This window comes from Nocardia sp. XZ_19_369 (assembly GCF_015355715.1).
GTDB lineage: Bacteria > Actinomycetota > Actinomycetes > Mycobacteriales > Mycobacteriaceae > Nocardia.
The window spans coordinates 593,238-613,038 of sequence record NZ_JACVED010000004.1 but is presented as its reverse complement, the minus strand read 5'-3'; the positions used below and the strand labels follow the sequence as shown (position 1 = coordinate 613,038).

The following is a 19,801-nucleotide window of genomic DNA, read 5'->3' as shown; positions in this document are numbered from 1 at the left end:
CCAAGCAGAAGGACTCAGCATGACCTCCGCCACCACCCTGGCCGACCCGCTCGCGCTGCCGTGCGGCCAGATCCTGCCCAACCGGCTGATGAAATCGGCCTTGAGCGAAGGCTTGGGCAACACCGCCAACGCACCCGACCAGCGCCTGACTCGGCTCTACACGCGGTGGGGCGCAGGCGGTTACGGGCTGGTGGTCACCGGAAATGTGATGGTCGACCGCGGCCATCTCGGCGAGCCGGGCAATGTGGTGGTCGACGACGAGCGTGATCTCGACGCGTTGACCGCCTGGGCGAAGGCCACCCACGACGGCGGCGCGCCGATCTGGATGCAGATCAATCACCCTGGCAGACAAGCCAATCCATTGGTGACGCGGACCCGGCCGGTCGCGCCGTCGGCGATCGCCCCGAAGATCCCCGGCATGCCGACGCCCCGGGCGCTCACCGACGCCGAGATCGAAGACCTCATCGACCGCTACGCGACGACGGCGCGGATCGCCGAGTTAGCGGGGTTCGACGGCGTGCAGATCCATGGCGCGCACGGATACCTGGTGTCGCAGTTCCTGTCGCCGCTCGCCAACCAGCGGACCGACCGGTGGGGCGGTAATCCCGAGCGCCGCATGCGCTTCCCCGTCGAGGTGGTTCGCCGCATTCGCGCCGCGGTGGCGCCCGGCTTCGCCGTCGGCATCAAGCTGAACTCCGCCGACTTCCAGCGTGGGGGTTTCACCGAGGACGAGTCGCGCGGGGTCATCGAACGGCTCGCCACCGAGGGCCTCGACCTGATCGAAATCAGCGGCGGCAGTTACGAATCCCCCGCCATGATGGGCCGCAAGGACGCACCCGCGGCGAGCACCCTGGCCCGCGAGGCCTACTTCCTCGACTACGCGCGGACCGCCCGCGCCGCAGCGGGCCCGCTGCCGATCGCCGTCACCGGCGGGTTCCGCTCGCGCAGCGCCATGGCGGACGCCCTCGCCTCCGGTGGCTGCGACGTGATCGGCATCGGCCGTCCGACCTGTGTCACCCCCGACGCCGCCGACGCCGTACTCACCGGCCGCGACGAACGCCTGCGCACCGTCGGCATCGCGATGGGCCTGCGCGGCCCGCTGTCCAAGGTCACCAGCCTGCGTTCGCTCGACGGTGCGCTGGACCTGCAGTGGCACACCGATCAGCTGCACCGGCTAGGCGCGGGCAACGATCCCGACCCTGCCCGCCCCTGGTGGAAAACGACGTTCAGCATGCTCAACCGCAACGGCCTCGATGCCTTCCGCCACAAACGCGGCTGAAAAACCTACTGAGCGAGAACCTAAAACCTTGGATTGCAGCGAGATCGAAAGCGGTACGCTTCGTCTTACGAACACGCTCCCGTGGCACTTCTGCCGTCGACGTGGACTTTCCTCACCGACCCGCGAGTGTGCCGAGCAGCGCGCAGTCCGAAGGGAAGTGGTCATGGCAGGCAAGCGCACCGTCCTGACCGTGCGGTTACGCCGGTTGGCCTCGATGCTGCAGGTCATGCGCGAGCAGGCCGAGCTCAGCAAAGAAGACGTGAGTGGGAAGACCGGTATCAACGTCACCACGCTGTATCGGATCGAAACCGCGCAGGCCAGGCCGCAGCGGCGCACCCTCCAGGCGATGCTCGATCTGTACGGCGTGACCGAGGAGCAGCGCGAGGACGCGATGGAGCTGCTGTCGGACGCGCTCAAGCCGGGGATGTCGCGGGCGTACGAGGGCAGCGTGTCGGAGGTGTACGCGGCGTACATCAATTTCGAGGCCGAGGCCTTGTCCGCGCGGCATTACCAGACCTCCACCATCCCAGGGCTTTTGCAGACGATGGAATACGCGACCGCCGTGATCGACACCTCGATGCCGAAGGTGGAAGCGTCGATCATGGAGGACCGGGCACGCGCCAGGATGGACCGCGCGGCCAACCTGACCAAGGAAGACCCGCTCGAACTGTGGGTCGTGATGGACGAGGCCGCCATCCGGCGCACCGTCGGCGGGCCCGCCGTCATGCACGGCCAGCTGAACCGGCTACTCCAGGAAACCAAGCGCAAGAACGTGATCCTGCAGGTCCTCCCGTTCGACGCGGGCGCGCACCCCGGCATGGCAGGCTCGTTCACCCTGCTCGACTTCCACGACCCGGCCGACCCGGAGCTGGTGTACGTAGAAGGCATCGCGGGCGACGAACTCATCGAGGGTCACCCCGAAATCCGGCGCTTCGGCGTGATTTTCGACCAACTGCGCGCGATGGCGCTGAGCCCGCGCGACTCCGCGGAGATGATCATGGACGCCGCTGCGCGGATGGGCCATTAGCTGCGGCTGGCACGCCGGTAGCCGACGGCTGCGGGCACCGCGAACACCACGATCGCGCCGACCGACCACGCCGCCGTGGCCAGCAACGGGGTTCGCACCGCTCCCCCGAGGGACAGCCCGCGCATGGCGTCGATCGCGTAGCTCATCGGCTGGTGCGCGACGATCGGCTGCGCCCAGCGCGGATACGCGGCCAACGGCACGAACCCCGTGCTGAAGAACATCATGATCGACGAGCCCAGCGAAACCGCCTCCACCAGTGCCGCTTTCGCACTGAACACCGCGCACGCCGTGACCAGCGTCGCGAAGCCGAGCCCATACAGCAGCGGCACCCCGAACAGCGCGATACCGGCGAGCAGCCCCTGCTCGAACCGGAAGCCGAGCAGCATGCCCACCCCGAACAACACCATGGTGCACAACAGGATTCGGACGCCCTCGGCGAGAATCCGCGAGGCGAGCCCGGACGCGCGATGCACCGGCAGCACCCACAGTCGGGCGAGCAGGCCCTGATCGCGTTCCCGGCCGAGCGTGATCGCCCCGGCCAGCGACCCCGACATCACTCCGACCAGCGCCACCATCGGCACCGAGCCGTACAGGGCGCTCGCGCCGGAGAACACCGAAATCTGCTTGCCCAGCACGGTATTCAGCACGATCAGCAACAGCGCCGGAAACACCAGCGACTGCACCATCGTCAGCGGGTCGCGCCACCAGCGCAGCAGCAGCCGCCGGGTTTGGATGACGGTCTGCGGCACCAGCAACCGCCAGGTCTCGGTGTGACCGTGCACTACAGGCAGATTAGCCGCGGCTACCTGATTGTCCGTCTGCGTCATCCCGTCCTCCGCATGGCGACGACCGCACTCAGCCCACCGAACACCACGAGTATCCCGACCGCCCAGGCCAACCCGGGTCCGAGCACTGGCCAGCCGACGACGCCCGCGTTGCCGCTCGGATCACCGGCCAGCGCGCGCAGCGCGTACACGAACTGTGACACCGGCTGATTGCGCGCGAAAAGCTGGAGCCAGGACGGAAATTGGTGCGCCGGCGCGATACCGGTGGACACCAGGCCGAGGATCAACTGCGGGAAGATGAGCGCCTGCGTGATCGCCTCGGGGCTCTTCGCGAGGCTGCCGATCAGATCGGCGCCCAGACAGAACGACAACGCGATCAACAAGGACAGAGCCATGAAACCCGCGGTATGCCAACAGCTTCCATAGAACCTGACGCCGATCACCAGTCCGCACAGCACGGCGACCGCCAACGAGACCACGGCACGGTACATGGCCGCCGTCACCCGCGCTGCCAGTGGCGCCGTCGCAGGCATCGGCATCGAGCCGAATCGGACGGTGAGCCCGTCCTTGGCATCGCTGGCCGCACGGAACGCGGCCGAGGTCGCGCAGAAGGCCACCGCCTGCATCACGATCATCGGCATGAGGAACTGGGCGTAGCTGCTGAGCCCGTGCCCGTACACGCTCATCACCAGGTTCAATGGCACGTAGAACCCGAGGGTGAACACGGTCGGCGCGACCACGGCGGTCACCAACTCGCCGTTGCGCCAGGACGGCCGGATCAGGCGGCAGGTCAGCACCCACCACTGGGCGGCCGCCCCGATCCGCGGCCGCGACGCCACCGTCAGCAGGCTCATCTGCACGCTCTCATCCTGCGGATACCCGCACCGGTTTGCCGGGAACCGGCACTTGTCCGCATGTCGCGGGTGGCTGTCCTAGGAGATACCGAGACAGCGCGCGTTTCGGTTCATCGCGTCGCGCGATTTGCCGCGAAAGTAAAAGTCGGTCGACTACTTTCGAGTGGTTCGGGGAACTGCATCCATCTGTTCGAACATCGGGAGGGACCGCATGGCCGAGGTCACCGCACAGCGGGAATCGCAGCCGGAGCTGAAGCGGGTGATGGGCCCGGGATTGCTGTTGCTGTTCGTGGTCGGCGACATCCTCGGCTCCTCGATCTACGCGCTCACCGGCAAGGTGGCCAACGAAGTCGGCGGCGCGGTGTGGGTGCCGTTCGTGGTCTCGTTCCTGGTCGCGCTGGTCACCGCGATGAGTTACCTCGAACTGGTCACCAAATACCCGCATGCCGCGGGCGCCGCGCTCTACACGCACAAGGCCTTCGGCATCCAATTCCTGACCTTCATGGTCGCGTTCGCGGTGATGTGCTCCGGGATCACCTCGGCCTCCACGGCATCGCGCGCCTTCGCGGCCAACTTCGCCGCGGCCTTCGACCTGGATCTCGGCAAGGGCATCGCGATCACCTTGATCGCGCTGGCCTTCATGATGGTGGTCGCGGCGATCAACCTGCGCGGGGTCAGCGAGGGCGTCAAGCTCAACGTGCTGCTCACCTGCATCGAGCTGACCGGTCTGCTGATCGTCATCGGGATCGGCTGCTGGGCGCTCGGCGCGGGTGACGGCGACTTCGGGCGGGTGGTCGAGTTCGACACCGGCGACCGGACCGCGGTCGGCGGCGTCATCGCCGCCACCACGCTGGCCTTCTACGCGATGGTCGGCTTCGAGGACTCGGTCAATATGGCCGAGGAGTGCAAGCAGCCGAGCCGGATCTTCCCGAAGGTGCTGCTGGCCGGGCTGGCCATCACCGCGCTCGTGTATGTACTCGTCTCGATCACCGCGATCGCGCTGGTGCCGGTGGCGCAACTCGGCCAAGGCGACACACCCCTGCTGCAAGTGGTGCAGGTGGGCTGGCCGGCGTTCCCGACGCACGTCTTCGCCTACATCAGCATGATCGCCGTCGCCAACACCGCGCTGATCAACATGCTGATGGCCAGTCGCCTGCTCTACGGCATGGCCAGGCAGGGTGTGTTGCCGCGGCCGCTCGGGCACGTGCACGCCGGTCGGCGCACGCCCTACATCGCCATTCTGTTCACCACGCTGCTGGCGCTGTGCCTGATCGCGGTCGTCAGCGAGGTGCCCGAGCTCGGCGGCACCACCGCGCTGCTGCTGCTCGCCGTGTTCACCATCGTCAACGTCGCCGTACTGGTGCTGCGCCGAGACCCGGTGTCGCACGAGCACTTCCGCACGCCGACCGCGCTCCCGGTGATCGGCGCGCTGACGTGCGGCTTCCTGGTGACGCCGTGGACCGACCGCAATCCGCAGCAGTACGCGATCGCGGGGATGCTGCTCGCGGTCGGGGTCGTGTTGTGGGCAGTCAATCACCTGGCGATTCGGTACTTCCACGCCGCACCCGCAGCGACGAAACCACCCGCCGAATAGTGGATCTTGTTCTCGGACAGTGCACCAGCTCACGCCGGGTTCGCCCGGATCACTAGGTGACTAGTCGCGGCACGGTGAGTAATGTGTGCCGGGATGACCAGCATGGAAGCTCGTTTCGGTGACGCGACCCGAACCGTGCCCCTCCCCAACCCGTGGAACCTGGCGGCCTATCTCGCCGCTGTTGCCGCGCACCGCGGCCGCTCTATCAGCCTGCACACCGCGCCCAAGCCGCTGCTGAACGAGATCGGTTGCGGCGGAGGCGGTCTCTGGGTCGCGCGCAAACACGACGACATCATCGTCTACGACGTCGACGCCACCGACCGCAATGCCGACCACATCATCCTGCACGAGGTCGGGCACATGCTGCTCGGTCACGGCACGACCGAATCGGATCGCAGCACGCCGGTGCCGCCGTCGCTGGGGCTGCTGCTGCCGTCGGTGTCGCCGCAGTCGATCGAGCATGTGCTCGGACGGACCGAGTTCGGCGTCGACCGGGAGCGGGAGGCGGAGGTGTTCGCCGATATGACCATGGTCTACGCGACCTTGCCGCAGCGCCGGAATCGGTCGTTCCGGCTGTTCGGCCGCGGGAAATAATTACGAGCGCTCGTACGGGTCCTCCGGTAATCGCCGGATGCCGTAGCGCAGGTCTTCGATGAGGTCCTGGTAGCCGTCGGCCAGTTCCTCGATCTGCACCCACGCGTCGTAGAAGACCGCCTCCGGGGCGAAGGCCAGCGCGGCGAACGCCTGTGCGGTCATCCCCGCGAGCCGGTCCACGATTCTGCCGACGGTTTCGGTGTGTTCGGGAGCCGCGATCTCCGGGACCGGGGTCGCCAAGGTGACCCAGCGGTCGATGGTGCGCACCAACTGGATGCGACGCCGATCGATCTTGACCGACTCGGTCGCCGGGATCCGCTCGCGGACCAGATGCAGCTGCGCCAATTCACCCGCCGCCTCCAGCATCGGATGATCCTCGTGCGGGAAGCCGCGGAAAGCCGCGAGCAGCAGGTCTTTCCCGGGGAGCGCGCGGTCGTTGCCCGAGTGGTTCATCGCAGCGCACCAACCTGGTCGTGCGACCACTCACCCGGGTACCGAACACCGCGCCGTCGCCGCAGCTCATCGCGCACCTGGCACACATCGATAGCGTGAACGAGACTTCCCCCCTCCACGTCGATTTCACCTACTTCCGTTCATCCGACACGCGCTGGTCAACGACCTCCCCACCAGCCTGCCGTCGCGCCCCTCCGGGTTCGGCAAACCTCGAGTGAGCACACCTTAATCTGCCACCCGGAAGTAATGACCTGCGGCTATGCCCAATCGATGCGGCGTCGAAACCAATCCCGGGCGAGTCGGGCAAATCGTGCCTGATGCGCACGCCGCTGCGGCGAGCGGGTCGACGGTTGCCGCAGTCGGTTGATCCCACCCGATGCGGACGCCGGTTACGAGAGGGCGGGCTCGGTGGTCAGGTAGTCGGGGCCGCCGATGTAGGTGGTGTGGCCGGATTCGGCGGGGCTGGTGGTGGCTTCGGCTACGGCGGTGGCGAATTCGGTGACGGTGGGCAGTGGGGCGGTGTCGCGGCGGGCGGCGACGGCGTCCGGGTTTCGGCGTTCGAGGAGTTGGACGATGATGGTGCCGTCGATCATGTCGCCGGAGACGGTGTGCAGGGTGACGCCGTGGGTGGTGAGGGTGGGGATCATGGCGCGTAGTGCGTCTTCGCCCGCGCGTTTGCTGGCGGCGATGGGTTCGTATTCGGCCGGAACGGGTTTGCGGCCGTGGAAGTGCGCCTGGTGGCTGGTGACGAAGACGATGCGGGCACCGGAAGGCAGGTGCGGCAAGGCAAGTCGGACCAGCCGAGTTTGCGCGTCACGGTTGATCGACATGGCGTAGTCGGCGGCGGCGTTGCGCTCCAGGCCGCCGGAGGCGTTCAGGATCAGGACGTCCAGGCGGCCGAACTGCTGGATGATGCCGTCGATGAGGGCGCGGGCGGAGACCTCGTCGGAGATGTCGGCGCCCGCGGTGGACGCGCTGCCGCCCGCGGCGATGATCTCGTCGGCGATCGTGTTGGCGCGCTTGGCCTTTTCGCGGTAGTTGATGATCACGTGGTCGCCGCGACCGGCGAGGATGCGCGCCGATTCGGCGCCGATGCCGCGGGAGGCACCCGTGATCAGAACGATTCGCTGTCCGGCTGGTTCGACCACCGTCTCCCTCTCGGTTGCGGACCCGGCGGCCCGACGGATTGCTTCTAATTCAGAATCACTATGGTAGTTCTAAATGAGAAGTGCAAGCGGGGCGAGGCCGCCCAAGGACCGGGCCGATCCAGCGAACGCACCGGTATTGGCCGCGATGGAACTGCTGGGTCAGCGGTGGGTGCTGCGCGTGCTGTGGGAGCTGGAACCGGGGCGGCTCGGTTTTCTCGAACTGCGGCGACGGATGGACAACTGCTCCTCCAGCATGCTGTCGGTGCGGCTGCAACACCTGCAAAGCGCTGGGCTGATCGTGAAGAACGCCGACAAGTCCTACGAACTCACCACCGCGGGAACCGAACTCGGCGTCGCCCTGCGCGGCGTCTGGGATTGGTCGCGACGACGGGACGCGACACTCACCGCCCCGGCCGATCGCGAGGTTTGACCTTCCGCCTACCTGAGACTCCATGATGACGGGGTGGCAGAGTCCGACGGGTTGATCACGATAGGCGTGCTGGCGCGAGCGAGCGGGCTCACGGCCAGTGCGCTGCGGTTTTACGACGACAGCGGGTTGCTGGTGCCCGCCCGGGTGGATCCGCTCACCGGGTACCGCTACTACACGGCGGCGCAGCGGGAACGCGCGGCGCTGATCCGCAGGCTGCGGGCGATCGAGGTACCGCTCGACTCGATCTCCGACATCCTGTCCGGTGATACCGAGCGCGCGGAACGCTTGCTGGACGAACACGTCGGCGAGCTGGCGCGCCGGGCACAGGAGGCCGCACGCGTTGCCGAGACGATCAAACAGACTCTCGGTGTCGGATCGACGGGCGACCAGGTCGTGCTGTCAGCCGCATTGCTGGCAGCGGCGATCGAGCAGGTGCGGGCCGCTGCGGCGATCGATCGCGAAATACCTGTGCTCGCCGGGATTCTGGTGGAGGCCAACGCGAATTCGCTGACGCTCACCGCCACCGATCGATATCGGCTGTCGACACGAACCGTGGTGACACGGGATCGGCGAGGCGACGATTGGGCGCTGGTCGTCGACGCGAGCGAGGTCACGCCGGTCATCGCATGGCTGCGCCAGCAGGGCGAAATCATCGCTGCCCCAAGGGGTCAGGCACTGGTACTCACCGGTGACGGCGCCGAGCGGCATTGCCGAATGATCGACGAACCGTTTCCCGACTATCGCGCGGTGCTGTCCGGGCTCGCGCCGGTCCGAACGCGAGTACTCACGGCCCGGGATCGGTTACGCGATCTACTCGAAAAGTCCTCCCGCACAGTACGGTTCGAGCTGCTCCCGACCACGGGCTTCGTCTACCCGTCCGCCACCGACGCGCCGCTCGACCAGACCGGTCTGACCGTCTCCGACGACAGCCACCGACACCACCTCCCCGCCTCGGTCACCGGCGACGCCATCGATATCTCCTTCGACGTCGCAACACTGCTGCCCGCGATCCACACCGCGCTGGGCCCGGATCTCATGCTCGACATCGCCGCAGCCGATCTCCCGGTCGTCCTGCGCTCCGCCACCGACGGCGACCTCACCACGCTGGCCATGCCGACCCGGCAGCCACTCGACGGATAAGGACCATCCGCCATGACAGACGACACCATGGCCGCCATCACGCAGGCGGTAACACTCGGGCACGAAGGCCACTCCGATGCGGCCCGTGAATCCCTGCTGACCCTCTGGAATTCCGTTGGCCCACAGGGTGATCCGTTACACCGCTGCAGCCTCGCGCACTATCTCGCCGACCTCTACGACGACGCGGCCGAAGCCCTTACCTGGGACATCCGCGCCCTCGACGCCGCGGACGCGCTGACCAACGCCCGGGCCCAGCAGTACGAGCCCAGCGTGGACGTCCAAGGCTTCTACCCTTCCCTGCACCTCAACCTGGCCGACAACTACCGCCGGCTGAGCTCCTTCACCGCCGCCCAACGCGAGGTCAGCGCTGCCCGGGCAACCCTTCACGCCCTGCCCGACACCCCCTACGCCACCATGATTCGCACCGCGGTCGAGGAGGTCGAGCAAGCGATCCGCGCCCAGAACACCGACCCCCGCCCATCCGCACCCACCGGCAGGTAACGAGCGACGACACAACCGTGCGGCACTGAGAGGGCAGCGGCGACGTTGTCGAGTTTTGCCAATTGAGCAGAGTCATATGGTTGCTCGTCAAGATCAAGTAGCGACCATTCGACTCTGCTCGATTCAGCTCTGGCCGACACACGCGAACGGCCCGCACTCCGGGAGCGCGGGCCGTCGACGTCAGGGCCTACTTCAGGCGAAGCTTGCCGAACAGCCCATCCTTCTCATCCTCCGGACCCGCCGTGAAGTACAGCGAGTCGGCATCACCGAGGCTCTCCCCGTTGCCGAACATCAGCGCCCAAAGCCCTTCGACCGCAACGGGCTTGCCCTCCGCATCGCGCAGGTAGTCGACGAACTCGCCGGTGGCGTCATCGAACGCGAGGATGTATCCCGCGCCGCCGAAGTTACCGATCAGCAGTTTGCCGCTGAGCGGGCCGAAGCCGGCGGGTGCGACGGTGACGGCCCAGGGTGCGTTGAAGCGCTTGTCGCCGTCGAGCACCCGGACCAGCTTGCCGTCGGCGTCGAACTCCGCGACCTTGCCCTTGTCCGGCAGACCCTTCGCGTCCTTCTCCTGATCCTTGTCCAGCGAATCCTCTTCGCCGACATCGAGCTTGGTCGCATCGGTTTCGGCCGGCTTGGTGGTCGCGTAGGCGACGAACACGCGGTTGCCGACGGTGGACACGTTGAACGGAGCGGGATCGCCCGGCTTCACCTTCTTGCCTTTGTCCGGCGCGGCGGCGTCGACGGCGTCTCCGGTGGCGAACGGGTTGGCGAAGCCGGTGGTCGGGATCAGCTGCCAGTTCTTGTCCAAGGTGCGCACCTGCGGATCCTCGCCGAAGTCGGCCGCAAGCAGCTTGTCACCGGACGGGGAGAGCGCGATACCGAAGAACTGCATGCCCTGCGGTTCGCCGTCGAACATCAGGTTGGCGGGCCCGTCCTGCCGGACGATGGCACCGTCGGCGGCCTGCTCGGTCCAGCCGGAGATCTTGCCGGAATCGGTGGCGAAGATGAATCGCGCCGAGCCGCTGAGCATTTGCCGCGCACCGTTCACTTCGACCGGCTGATCGCGCACCACGAACAGGTCGGAGGTGATCGGCGCCGGGTTGAACAGCACACCGGTGGCCTTGCCGATGCCGTTGTCCGAGGTGTCGGCGTCGGCACCGGGGATAGTGACGATCTTCAGCGGATCCTGGAACAGCTTCTGCAGCTTCGGGTCCGCGGCCGCGGTCACATCGCCGACGAACTGGAACGACTTACCGCCCGCACCCACCCAGAAATGACCGCCCGCACCCTTCGGCCGGTCGGCGAGGCCCCAGGCGTTCACCATGTCGGGAAAGGTGAACAGTGCCTGATACTCGGCTTTGTTGGCGGCCAGGTTCGTCTGCACATACCGATTGCCGTCCAGCGCAGGCACCTCGGTGTCGGCCGGCTCGGACTTCGAGCATGCGACGGCGACCACCAGCGCGGCGCCGAGCACCGCGGCGCGCAGCAGACCGTTTCTCGTCCGCGCCCGCCACGCACCGGCCCGGCGCAACTCACTGCAGTGTCCGTTCAACTTTTGTTCCTTTCCGACAGGCTCGCCCCTGCCGGGACGAACCGCACAGCGGAGCACGCGCCACCCCGACAAAAGCGCATTCTCCGAGCCCGTCGACATTTGCCGGCAAGTTCTGTAGGCCACACGCCACGTTTGGCGTTTAGGCGATGCTAACCTTAGCTCCAAGAGAATTCGGCAGTATACGAACACCCCGCGAACCAACAAGGTTTAGGCTGTGCGCCGTGGTCGAACCCCAACCCGCAATCGCGCCCCATCCCGATATCGCCCCCCTCGCTCCACTGCTCGGCACCTGGCGTGGCAACGGACACGGCGAATACCCGACCATCCAGTCGTTCGATTACCTGGAAGAAGTCCGGTTCGGCCATCTCGGCCGCCCGTTCCTCACCTATCGGCAGCGCACCCGTGCCGCCGACGGCAGCCGCCCGATGCACGCCGAAACCGGCTATCTGCGTTGCCCCAGCCCGGATCGCGTGGAATTGATCTTGGCGCATCCCACCGGGATCACCGAAATATGTGAGGGCGCACTGAATGTCGCCGACGGTGCGCTGCACATGGAATTCGACTCCACCAGCATCGGCCGCACCGGCACCGCGAAACTCGTTACCGCCCTTGGTCGCACCTTTCAATTGAAAGGCGACACTATCGATTACACGTTGCGCATGGCCGCCGTTGGGGAGCCACTGCAACACCACCTCGCCGCCACGTTGCGCCGCGCCGACTAGCCGCGAAAGGCTCCGTGCGGCGAGGCCGTGCATAGCGAGCTCGACGAACCGCCGCCAGTCGCCGCTGCACGGACAAGCGCTTCGAGGTCCGCCTTGGCGGCTCCCCTCGGCTCGGTTTCCGAAGTTCCCTTGGCGGCTTCGATCGCTGCGGACAAACCCCGATCGCCCGCGAGGCCCCACCGACTGCGGCGAGGTACAACCGACCCCCACGCAGGGGCCAAACCTGGCAGATCCGAATACCTCCGCCGAGCGCGCGTAAATTCTCGACATTATTCGGCCCAATCGCTCGTTTCGCGGAGTAGTTCCACCATCGCCACAATCCACGAATCGGCCGCGCGCTCGGCGGTAGCCTCACCGAAGATCGCCAGAAAATGTGACCCGGCGCACTTCACGGGCCTGACATGTCGTCCGTCACTTGCGCTTGTTACCGAAACGATCCCGGTTTACGGTTCTGCTTCAGCAAACTTTCAGAAAACTTCGCTCGGCAACCTCCGCGCGGAGTAATCAGCACCATTCCCCCGTCGACACCCCTGACCCGAGGGAGCCGAACAATGAAGCGTTCCACCACAGTTCTGGCCAGTGTGGCCATCATCCTCAGCGGCGCGGCCACCGTGCAGATCCTCGACGGCGGCGACGCGGGCGCCGCGATCATGGACCACACCGGCGCGACCAGCAACCAGTCAGCGCAAGACCCGGCTCAGTAACCGGCCGGCAGCGCGGCGACCATATCGCGGGTGACCGCGACCGCATTGTCGGAGCTGCCACCCTTGACCAGCAGCGTCGCGAACGCGATATCCCCGCGGTAGCCGACGAACCACGAGTGCGACCCGCCGTCGACCTCGGCCTCGCCGGTCTTGCCGTACACCTCCCCCTGATCGGCGATCCGCTCCGCGGTGCCGCCGGTGACCACCCTGCGCATCATCGCCCGCAATCCGGTGATCACCTGCGGCGAGAAGGTCGTCAGCTCGCCGTCGACCGTGGTGGTGCGGCCCGCGATCAGGTATGGCACCGGTACCGAGCCGTGCGCGATGGTGGCCGCCATCAAGGCCATGCCGAGCGGGCTGACCACCACCTTGCCCTGGCCGATACCGTCCTCGGTGCGCTGGATCAGCTCGTCGGAGGGCGGCACCGAGCCGGAGAACGTCGGCAGGCCGGCCACCGTATAGCCCGGTCCGACACCGAGTTTCGCGGCGGCCGCGTGCAGCGCGTCGCCCGGCAGCCTGCTGGCCACGTTGGCGAAGGTGGTGTTGCACGACCGCTCGTAGGCCGTGATCATCGGCACGTCACCGACCGTGAACAGGTTGTAGTTGGGAATCATGCGTTCCCCGATGGTGATTCGGCTCGGGCACGGCAGCACGGTGTCCGGGGTGGCCAGTCCGGTGGACATCGCGGCGGCCGCGGTCACCGTCTTGAATACCGAACCCGGCGGATACTGCCCGATCGTCGCGACCGGGCCGTCCCGATCCGCCGCCTTGTTCTGCGCGATCGCCAGGATCGCGCCGGTGGACGGGCGCAGCGCCACCATCATGGTCTGCTCTTCGCGCAGGTCGACGGCGCGCTGCGCGGCGTTCTGCACATTGCGGTCCACGCTGAGCGAGAACGAGGGGGCCGGTTGCGAGGGCACCTCGGTGAGCACGTCGGTGTCGGCGCCGTTCGCGTTCATGGTGACCACGCTCCAGCCCGCCTTGCCGTCCACCTCGGCGATCACCGTCTTGCGGATCTGGGCCAGCAAATCCGGGGCGAAGGCGCGGTCGGTGGGCACCAGGTCCCACTGCGTGCTGATCACCACGCCGGGCAGACCGATGAGATCGGAACTCACCTGGTCGAATTCGTACTCGCTGAGCAATGCGACCGTGTACGCGCCGCTGGTCGCGGTGGCGGCGTCCCGGATGGATTCGGGCGTGAGCTGCGGGTCGAACCGGCGCAGCGCTCCGGCCAGCACGGTCGCGACCGCGCCGGGATCGCCGGCGTTCGCCGCGGTGAACGCGACCCGGGACACCTTGCCGGGTACCAGCACGTCGCTGCCCGCCTGCTCGTTCACCCTGGCGCGCGGGGCCGGGGTCGATCGCAGCGACATCGTCTGCGTGTCACCGAGTTTGGGATGGATGTTCGACGAGGTCCAGCGCACTTTCCAGCGACCGCCGCTGCGGCCCATCTGCAATTGCCCGGTGTAGCGCCAGGTCCGGTCCCTGGGGAGGCGCCACTCATAGGTGTAGTCGACGGTCGCGGTGTCGCCGGTGACCCTGGACGAGCCGATGCGAGCGGTGAGCCGATCGGCCTGCAGATGGTCCCAGGCGGAACCCATTGCGGCTCCGGCCTTTTCGGGCTGGTTGGTGAGCTGCGCCGCGGCCGTGAGGTCGCGCTCGGCGAACGCCGCGACGAAGTCGTCGGCCGCGGGCACCGGGCCCTGCGGGCCGCGCGCACAACCCGCCGCGGGCACCGCGAGCAGCGCGACAGTCAGCGTGATGAGAAACGGTGTTCTCAGCGGAGTAGTGCTAGTCGACATCGATACCGATGGTAATAGCCAACAGCGAGCAAACCCCCGCGCCGCTCCGTGTTTCTTTCCACTGAAACAGTTTTCAGCGTAAGCGGGTCAGTCCAGCAGGACCGTGGAGAAGGTAGCGATCTGCCGGAAGCCGACTCGGGAGTAGGCGCGGCGCGCGACTTCGTTGTAGTCGTTCACATAAAGGCTCGCGGTGCGGCCGGACGCGATGACCGCGTTGGCGATGGCGGCGGTGCCCATGGTGCCGCGCCCGGTGCCGCGGTGTTCGGGATGCACCCAGACACCCTGGATCTGGCCGGTGCGCCGGGACAGCGAACCGACCTCGGCCTTGAACACGACCTCGCCGTCCTCGAAACGTGCCCAGGCCCGGCCGGATTCGATCAGGCTCTGAATGCGGCGACGGTAGCCGCGGCCACCGTCACCAGCGCGAGGGTCCACACCGACTTCTTCGATGAACATGGCGATCGCGGCGCAGAGGTAGCGATCGAGTTCGTCCGGGCGCACCCGGCGGACGGTCGGGTCGGGAGCCACCAGCGGCGGTTGGGTCAGAGCGAGCAGCGGCTGCTCGCCGCGTAGTTCCCGCTCCGGACCCCAATGGTCGGACAGCATCTCCCACAGCGGTAACGCCAGTTCACGGCGTCCCACCACCGAGGAGGCGATGCGCGGCCACCGGATCGCCCGGTCCGCGAACGCTCGCAGCGCATTGTGGTCACCACGCAGCGGGATCAGGTTCGCACCGGAGAAACACAGCGACTCCGAAGGGCCGCCGCGACTCCACAGTTCACCCTGCCCGCACCTGGCCGTGTCCAGGCCGAATTCCTGGAGCCGGGCGGCGACCATGCACGAGGCCACCGGATCGGCATCCAGAATTCGCAGGACCTGCCCCAGGTCCCGGTTCGCGAGCTGCCGCGCGGGGACGTACTTCGTCCTTCGCGTCGGCTCCAGCAGACTCCGCACGGTGATAGCCTGCCACGAATATCGACGATGTGGTACGGCTATGCCGAACGCAACAGTCCGAGGTGTGTCGAACTGAACCGGGCGAAGCGCACCTTCAGCCCCGCCCGGGCCTGGTGAAAGTTCGGTCGGCGACTCAGCTGACCGTGACGACCGGTTCGCCCGCGCCCGCTTCCACGCCCATTTGCTCGGCGATGCGCAGCGCCTCCTCGATCAGGGTCTCCACGATCATCGCCTCCGGCACGGTCTTGATGACCTCGCCCTTGACGAAGATCTGGCCCTTGCCGTTGCCGGACGCGACACCGAGGTCGGCCTCGCGCGCCTCACCGGGGCCGTTCACGACGCAGCCCATCACGGCCACCCGCAACGGCACCTCCATGCCTTCCAGTCCGGCACTGACCGCGTTCGCCAGCGTGTACACGTCCACCTGGGCGCGGCCACACGACGGGCAGGACACGATCTCGAGCTTGCGCGGGCGCAGGTTCAGCGACTGCAGGATCTGGTCGCCGACCTTGATCTCCTCGGCGGGCGGCGCGGACAGCGAGACCCGGATGGTGTCGCCGATGCCTTCCGACAGCAGCGCGCCGAACGCCACCGCGGACTTGATGGTGCCCTGGAACGCCGGACCCGCCTCGGTGACGCCGAGGTGCAGCGGGTAGTCGCTGCGCGCGGCCAGCTGCCGGTAGGCCTCCACCATGACCACCGGGTCGTTGTGCTTGACCGAGATCTTGATGTCGCCGAAACCGTGGTCCTCGAACAGGCTGGCCTCCCACAGCGCGGATTCCACCAGCGCCTCCGGGGTGGCCTTGCCGTACTTCTCCAGCATCCGCTTGTCCAGCGAACCGGCGTTGACGCCGATGCGGATCGGGATGCCCGCGGCCGCCGCGGCCTTGGCAACCTCGCCGACGCGGCCGTCGAATTCCTTGATATTGCCCGGGTTCACCCGCACCGCAGCGCAGCCCGCGTCGATCGCGGCGAAGATGTAGCGCGGCTGGAAGTGGATGTCGGCGATCACCGGGATCTGACTCTTGCGGGCGATCGTCGCCAATGCGTCCGCGTCTTCCTGACGCGGACAGGCCACGCGCACGATGTCGCAGCCGGAAGCGGTCAGCTGCGCGATCTGCTGCAGGGTGGCGTTGATGTCGTGGGTCTTGGTGGTGGTCATCGACTGCACGGAGATCGGGTGATCACTTCCGACCCCGACATTGCCCACCATCAACTGACGGGTCTTGCGTCGAGGAGCGAGAACGGCCGCAGGAGCGGCGGGCATCCCCAATCCGATTGTGCTGGTCACCTTCGGCTGCCTACTTTCATACGTGCGGCCTCGCGCATCCGCGGCTCGCAAGCGCTCTGTTACATTCCGGGCCGTTCGCTTTCCGAGCTTAGTCGCGCACGCCGAACGACCACCCTGTGACGCCCACGACAACGTACTGTCCCCCAAGTGCCGGCGACAGGTTACCGCGTCGCGGGCGCACAGTGGGAGGTCGGTCCTCGACGGGGACCTCGTTCAGGTCGAGTAGTGCGAAATCAGAACAGTTTGATCGGATTGACGATGTCCGCGGCGAGCGTGAGCAGCATGTACGCACCGCCGATGACAACGACCACGTAGGTGGCGGGCAGCAGCTTCAGATAGTTGACGGGTGCGCCCGGTGCGAGCCCGCGCCAGCGGCGCAGGACGTCGCGGATCTTCTCGTAGATGACCACGGCGATGTGTCCGCCGTCGAGCGGCAGCAGCGGGAGGATGTTGAAGGCGCCGAGGAAGAAGTTCAGGCTGGCCAGCACCAGGATGAACATCCCCCACAGGCCGCGCTCGGCGGTCTCGCCGCCGATCCGGCTCGCACCGTAGACGCTCACCGGGGTCTCCGGGTCGCGTTCGCCACCGGTCACCGCTTCCCACAGCGACGCCACTTTCGCGGGCATCTGGGCGAGCGACTGCACGGTGCGGACGGTGAGGTCACCGGTGAACGACAGCGAGGCCGGGATCGCGGTCAGCACGTTGTAGTCGGGGCTCTTCGGCAGTTCGCGGACGATGCCGACCGCGCCGACCTCGCGCTTCTCGCCTGTTTCGGTGTAGCGCACGACCCGCTGGGGGTTCACGCGGAAACTCAGCGTCTGCCCGGCGCGGTCGACCGTGTAGGTCATCTCCCCGGTCGCGTTCCTGGTTTCGGTGGTGAACTTGGCCCAGGTGTCGACGGACTTGCCGTTCACGGCGGTGATGGTGTCACCGATCTGCAATCCCGCCTGCTGCGCGGGCCCGACGCCCGAGCACGGCAGGGTGGAGCGGTCCGGGTTCTCGTCGGACAGGCATTGCAATGCGCCGACTTTCACCGGCGGTTCCGTCAACAGCGGCAACCCCCAGCCGACCGCCATGACGACGATGAGGATGAAGCCGAGCACGAAGTTCATCGCGATCCCGCCGGACATCACCACGAGTCGTTTCCAGGTGGCCTGCCGGTACATCGCCCGGTCGATCTCGTCGGGCTCCAGTTCGTCCAGCGCGGTCATGCCCGCGATGTCGCAGAACCCGCCCAGCGGCAGCGCCTTGAGGCCGTACTCGGTTTCGCCGCGGCGGAAGGAGAACACCTTCGGCCCGAAGCCGATGAAGTACCGCCGCACCTTCATACCGCTGGCCTGGGCGGCCCACATGTGCCCGCATTCGTGCAACGCGATCGATATCGTGATGCCAAGCGCGAACAGCACGAACCCCAACGCGTAGACCATGTGTTTAGCAGCCCTCCTGCATAGCGCAGCTCGCCTCGATGAAGTGCGACCGCCGGGTCGGCCGCCCAAAAACCTGCACCCGCACATCCCGTCACGGCCGCGAGCACCCCGACCACAGTAACCGGACCCCGCCCGACCCTGCGTATTCAGTGTGCCAGGCGGGGCTCACCAGGCGAGTCGATCCGCGGCAACGCGAGTTCGGCGTGCGCGGAGGATTGGAGTGTCGACGCGGAAGTTGCGTGTTTACGCCGGTCAGCGGGCGGGCTGGGGCGCGCACGATTAGGCGTCGGCGCGGGACGCGCACACGGTTAGGCGTCGGCCGCGAGGCGCGCACCCAGGATCGCGGGCGACCTCAGGCGCGCACTCGAGAGCGGGCGAAGGCGCGGGCCCAGGTGTCGGCGGCGAGGACCTCCTCGAGGGAGTTCGGTTCGGTGCGCCACTGGTCGGCGGCCTCGATGGCGGCGGCTACGGTGCGGACGATGGCGGGGAAGCGGATGGCGCCATCCAGGAAGGCTTGTACCGCAACCTCATTGGCGGCGTTGTAGACGGCGGTGACGGTGCCGCCTGCTTCGCCGGCCTGGCGGGCGAGGTCGATCGCGGGGAAGACCTTGTTGTCGACGGGCTCGAAGGTCCAGGTGGCGGCGGTGCCGAAGTCGCAGGCCGCGGCGGCGCCCGGCACCCGGTCGGGCCAGCCGAGGGCCAGCGCGATGGGCAGTTTCATGTCCGGCGGGCTGGCTTGGGCGAGAGTGGAGCCGTCGGTGAAGGTGACCATCGAGTGCACGATCGACTGCGGGTGCACGGTGACGTCGATGCGGTCGTAGGGAATGCCGAACAGCAGGTGCGTCTCGATCAGTTCGAGCCCCTTGTTGACCAGCGAGGCCGAGTTCAGCGTGTTCATCGGACCCATCGACCAGGTCGGATGCGTCTTAGCCTCAGCGGGGTTCACCGATTCCAGCATCTCGGTGGTCCAGCCGCGGAACGGTCCGCCGGACGCGGTGAGCACCAGCCGGTCCACCTCCTCGGCCCGCCCGCCGCGCAGGCACTGCGCGAGCGCCGAATGTTCCGAATCGACCGGCACGATCTGGCCGGGCGCGGCCGCGCGAGTGACCAGCGAGCCGCCAGCGACCAGCGATTCCTTGTTCGCCAGCGCCAGCCGGGTGCCCGACTGCAGGGTGGCCAGGGTCGGTTCCAGGCCGAGTGAGCCGACCAACGCGTTGAGCACGACGTCGGCCTCGGTGCGACGCACCAGTTCGGTAGCCGCATCGGGGCCGGCCAGCGCCACCTCCAATTGCTGAGCGGCGGCCGGATCGGCGACAGCGACATTGCGCGTCCCGGTGGCGGCCATCTGCGCGGCGAGCAGCTCGGTATTGCCGCCGCGCGCGGCCAGGCCGACCACCTCGAACCGGTCGGGGTTGGCGGCGATCACCTCGAGCGCTTGGGTACCGATGGATCCGGTACTGCCGAGGAGCAGGACTCTCACGATGTCGGACACGGGTTCATTGTGGCGCACAAGAAAGTACGCGCAGTGCTTACCCGTCCAG

19 protein-coding genes are annotated in these 19,801 nt (G+C 67.3%); 9 read left to right on the top strand and 10 right to left on the bottom strand.

Annotated features, from left to right (window positions below; genetic code table 11):
* Positions 1-19 precede the first annotated feature (19 nt).
* Both IBX18_RS18160 and IBX18_RS18155 read left to right on the top strand, forming a co-directional pair.
* Positions 20-1,279 (top strand): NADH:flavin oxidoreductase/NADH oxidase family protein, encoded by a 1,260-nt coding sequence (locus IBX18_RS18160; RefSeq protein ID WP_194834772.1) that lies wholly within the window; start codon positions 20-22, stop codon positions 1,277-1,279.
* Between the two features lie 163 nt (positions 1,280-1,442).
* Positions 1,443-2,306: a helix-turn-helix transcriptional regulator gene (locus IBX18_RS18155; protein ID WP_147129724.1), complete on the top strand. Its 864-nt coding sequence runs from the start codon at positions 1,443-1,445 to the stop codon at positions 2,304-2,306.
* Here IBX18_RS18155 and IBX18_RS18150 read toward each other — a convergent pair.
* Together IBX18_RS18150 and IBX18_RS18145 are read right to left on the bottom strand one after the other, a co-directional pair.
* Positions 2,303-3,133 carry an ABC transporter permease gene (locus tag IBX18_RS18150; RefSeq protein WP_194834771.1) on the bottom strand — a complete coding sequence of 277 codons (831 nt, stop codon included), beginning with the start codon at positions 3,131-3,133 and terminating at the stop codon, positions 2,303-2,305. The two genes, IBX18_RS18155 and IBX18_RS18150, sit on opposite strands and share 4 nt — an antisense overlap.
* Positions 3,130-3,945, bottom strand: coding sequence for an ABC transporter permease (locus tag IBX18_RS18145; RefSeq protein ID WP_194834952.1), 816 nt, complete (start codon positions 3,943-3,945; stop codon positions 3,130-3,132). Before IBX18_RS18145 ends, IBX18_RS18150 begins: the two co-directional genes overlap by 4 nt.
* A 211-nt stretch (positions 3,946-4,156) precedes the next feature.
* Here IBX18_RS18145 and IBX18_RS18140 point away from each other — a divergent pair, with 211 nt between their 5' ends.
* Together IBX18_RS18140 and IBX18_RS18135 are read left to right on the top strand one after the other, a co-directional pair.
* The gene (locus tag IBX18_RS18140; protein ID WP_194834770.1) at positions 4,157-5,539 is read left to right on the top strand and encodes an APC family permease; all 1,383 of its coding nucleotides are present in this window, start codon (positions 4,157-4,159) and stop codon (positions 5,537-5,539) included.
* Between the two features lie 93 nt (positions 5,540-5,632).
* The gene (locus tag IBX18_RS18135; RefSeq protein WP_228541277.1) at positions 5,633-6,133 is read left to right on the top strand and encodes a hypothetical protein; all 501 of its coding nucleotides are present in this window, start codon (positions 5,633-5,635) and stop codon (positions 6,131-6,133) included.
* Here the strand turns inward: IBX18_RS18135 and IBX18_RS18130 are convergent, their stop codons facing one another.
* Positions 6,134-6,586 (bottom strand): DUF4254 domain-containing protein, encoded by a 453-nt coding sequence (locus IBX18_RS18130; protein WP_194834768.1) that lies wholly within the window; start codon positions 6,584-6,586, stop codon positions 6,134-6,136. It lies immediately after the preceding gene.
* Positions 6,587-6,975: 389 nt separating this feature from the next.
* Complete coding sequence (locus tag IBX18_RS18125) at positions 6,976-7,734, bottom strand: SDR family oxidoreductase (protein ID WP_306796307.1); 759 nt, start codon at positions 7,732-7,734, stop codon at positions 6,976-6,978.
* A gap of 73 nt (positions 7,735-7,807) precedes the next feature.
* On the opposite strand from IBX18_RS18125, the gene IBX18_RS18120 reads away from it, so the two are divergent.
* From IBX18_RS18120 to IBX18_RS18110, 3 genes are read left to right on the top strand one after another with little or no spacing between them, the layout of a single operon-like run.
* A complete protein-coding gene (locus IBX18_RS18120) occupies positions 7,808-8,164 on the top strand; it encodes a helix-turn-helix domain-containing protein (protein WP_228541276.1) in 357 nt (118 codons plus the stop codon).
* Positions 8,165-8,197: 33 nt separating this feature from the next.
* Positions 8,198-9,304: a MerR family transcriptional regulator gene (locus tag IBX18_RS18115; RefSeq protein ID WP_194834767.1), complete on the top strand. Its 1,107-nt coding sequence runs from the start codon at positions 8,198-8,200 to the stop codon at positions 9,302-9,304.
* Between the two features lie 12 nt (positions 9,305-9,316).
* On the top strand, positions 9,317-9,805 hold the full coding sequence (locus tag IBX18_RS18110) for a hypothetical protein (protein WP_194834766.1): 489 nt from the start codon (positions 9,317-9,319) through the stop codon (positions 9,803-9,805).
* A gap of 187 nt (positions 9,806-9,992) precedes the next feature.
* Here the strand turns inward: IBX18_RS18110 and IBX18_RS18105 are convergent, their stop codons facing one another.
* Positions 9,993-11,360: a TIGR03118 family protein gene (locus tag IBX18_RS18105; protein ID WP_373889201.1), complete on the bottom strand. Its 1,368-nt coding sequence runs from the start codon at positions 11,358-11,360 to the stop codon at positions 9,993-9,995.
* 221 nt (positions 11,361-11,581) lie between these two features.
* On the opposite strand from IBX18_RS18105, the gene IBX18_RS18100 reads away from it, so the two are divergent.
* Entirely contained in the window at positions 11,582-12,082 is a 501-nt protein-coding gene (locus IBX18_RS18100; RefSeq protein ID WP_194834764.1) for a peroxynitrite isomerase, read from the top strand.
* 551 nt (positions 12,083-12,633) lie between these two features.
* A complete protein-coding gene (locus IBX18_RS18095) occupies positions 12,634-12,786 on the top strand; it encodes a hypothetical protein (RefSeq protein WP_194834763.1) in 153 nt (50 codons plus the stop codon).
* Here the strand turns inward: IBX18_RS18095 and IBX18_RS18090 are convergent.
* From IBX18_RS18090 to dxr, 5 genes are all read right to left on the bottom strand, one after another.
* On the bottom strand, positions 12,780-14,588 hold the full coding sequence (locus IBX18_RS18090) for a penicillin-binding transpeptidase domain-containing protein (protein ID WP_194834762.1): 1,809 nt from the start codon (positions 14,586-14,588) through the stop codon (positions 12,780-12,782). The genes IBX18_RS18095 and IBX18_RS18090 overlap by 7 nt on opposite strands.
* Positions 14,589-14,675: 87 nt before the next feature.
* Positions 14,676-15,542 carry a GNAT family N-acetyltransferase gene (locus IBX18_RS18085; protein ID WP_107658337.1) on the bottom strand — a complete coding sequence of 289 codons (867 nt, stop codon included), beginning with the start codon at positions 15,540-15,542 and terminating at the stop codon, positions 14,676-14,678.
* Between the two features lie 133 nt (positions 15,543-15,675).
* Positions 15,676-16,833 (bottom strand): flavodoxin-dependent (E)-4-hydroxy-3-methylbut-2-enyl-diphosphate synthase, encoded by a 1,158-nt coding sequence (ispG, locus tag IBX18_RS18080; RefSeq protein WP_194834761.1) that lies wholly within the window; start codon positions 16,831-16,833, stop codon positions 15,676-15,678.
* A 233-nt stretch (positions 16,834-17,066) separates the two neighbouring features.
* The gene (locus IBX18_RS18075; protein WP_194834760.1) at positions 17,067-18,260 is read right to left on the bottom strand and encodes an RIP metalloprotease; all 1,194 of its coding nucleotides are present in this window, start codon (positions 18,258-18,260) and stop codon (positions 17,067-17,069) included.
* Positions 18,261-18,612: 352 nt separating this feature from the next.
* Positions 18,613-19,752, bottom strand: a complete 1,140-nt coding sequence (dxr, locus tag IBX18_RS18070; RefSeq protein WP_194834759.1) for a 1-deoxy-D-xylulose-5-phosphate reductoisomerase — start codon at positions 19,750-19,752, stop codon at positions 18,613-18,615.
* Positions 19,753-19,801: the final 49 nt, after the last annotated feature.

Coding starts and splice junctions, on each gene's coding strand:
- IBX18_RS18160 (WP_194834772.1), top strand. CDS start 20: ATGACCTCCGCCACCACCCTGGCCGACCCGCTCGCGCTGCCGTGCGGC.
- IBX18_RS18155 (WP_147129724.1), top strand. CDS start 1,443: ATGGCAGGCAAGCGCACCGTCCTGACCGTGCGGTTACGCCGGTTGGCC.
- IBX18_RS18150 (WP_194834771.1), bottom strand. CDS start 3,133: ATGACGCAGACGGACAATCAGGTAGCCGCGGCTAATCTGCCTGTAGTG.
- IBX18_RS18145 (WP_194834952.1), bottom strand. CDS start 3,945: ATGAGCCTGCTGACGGTGGCGTCGCGGCCGCGGATCGGGGCGGCCGCC.
- IBX18_RS18140 (WP_194834770.1), top strand. CDS start 4,157: ATGGCCGAGGTCACCGCACAGCGGGAATCGCAGCCGGAGCTGAAGCGG.
- IBX18_RS18135 (WP_228541277.1), top strand. CDS start 5,633: ATGACCAGCATGGAAGCTCGTTTCGGTGACGCGACCCGAACCGTGCCC.
- IBX18_RS18130 (WP_194834768.1), bottom strand. CDS start 6,586: ATGAACCACTCGGGCAACGACCGCGCGCTCCCCGGGAAAGACCTGCTG.
- IBX18_RS18120 (WP_228541276.1), top strand. CDS start 7,808: ATGAGAAGTGCAAGCGGGGCGAGGCCGCCCAAGGACCGGGCCGATCCA.
- IBX18_RS18110 (WP_194834766.1), top strand. CDS start 9,317: ATGACAGACGACACCATGGCCGCCATCACGCAGGCGGTAACACTCGGG.
- IBX18_RS18095 (WP_194834763.1), top strand. CDS start 12,634: ATGAAGCGTTCCACCACAGTTCTGGCCAGTGTGGCCATCATCCTCAGC.
- IBX18_RS18090 (WP_194834762.1), bottom strand. CDS start 14,588: ATGTCGACTAGCACTACTCCGCTGAGAACACCGTTTCTCATCACGCTG.
- IBX18_RS18075 (WP_194834760.1), bottom strand. CDS start 18,260: ATGGTCTACGCGTTGGGGTTCGTGCTGTTCGCGCTTGGCATCACGATA.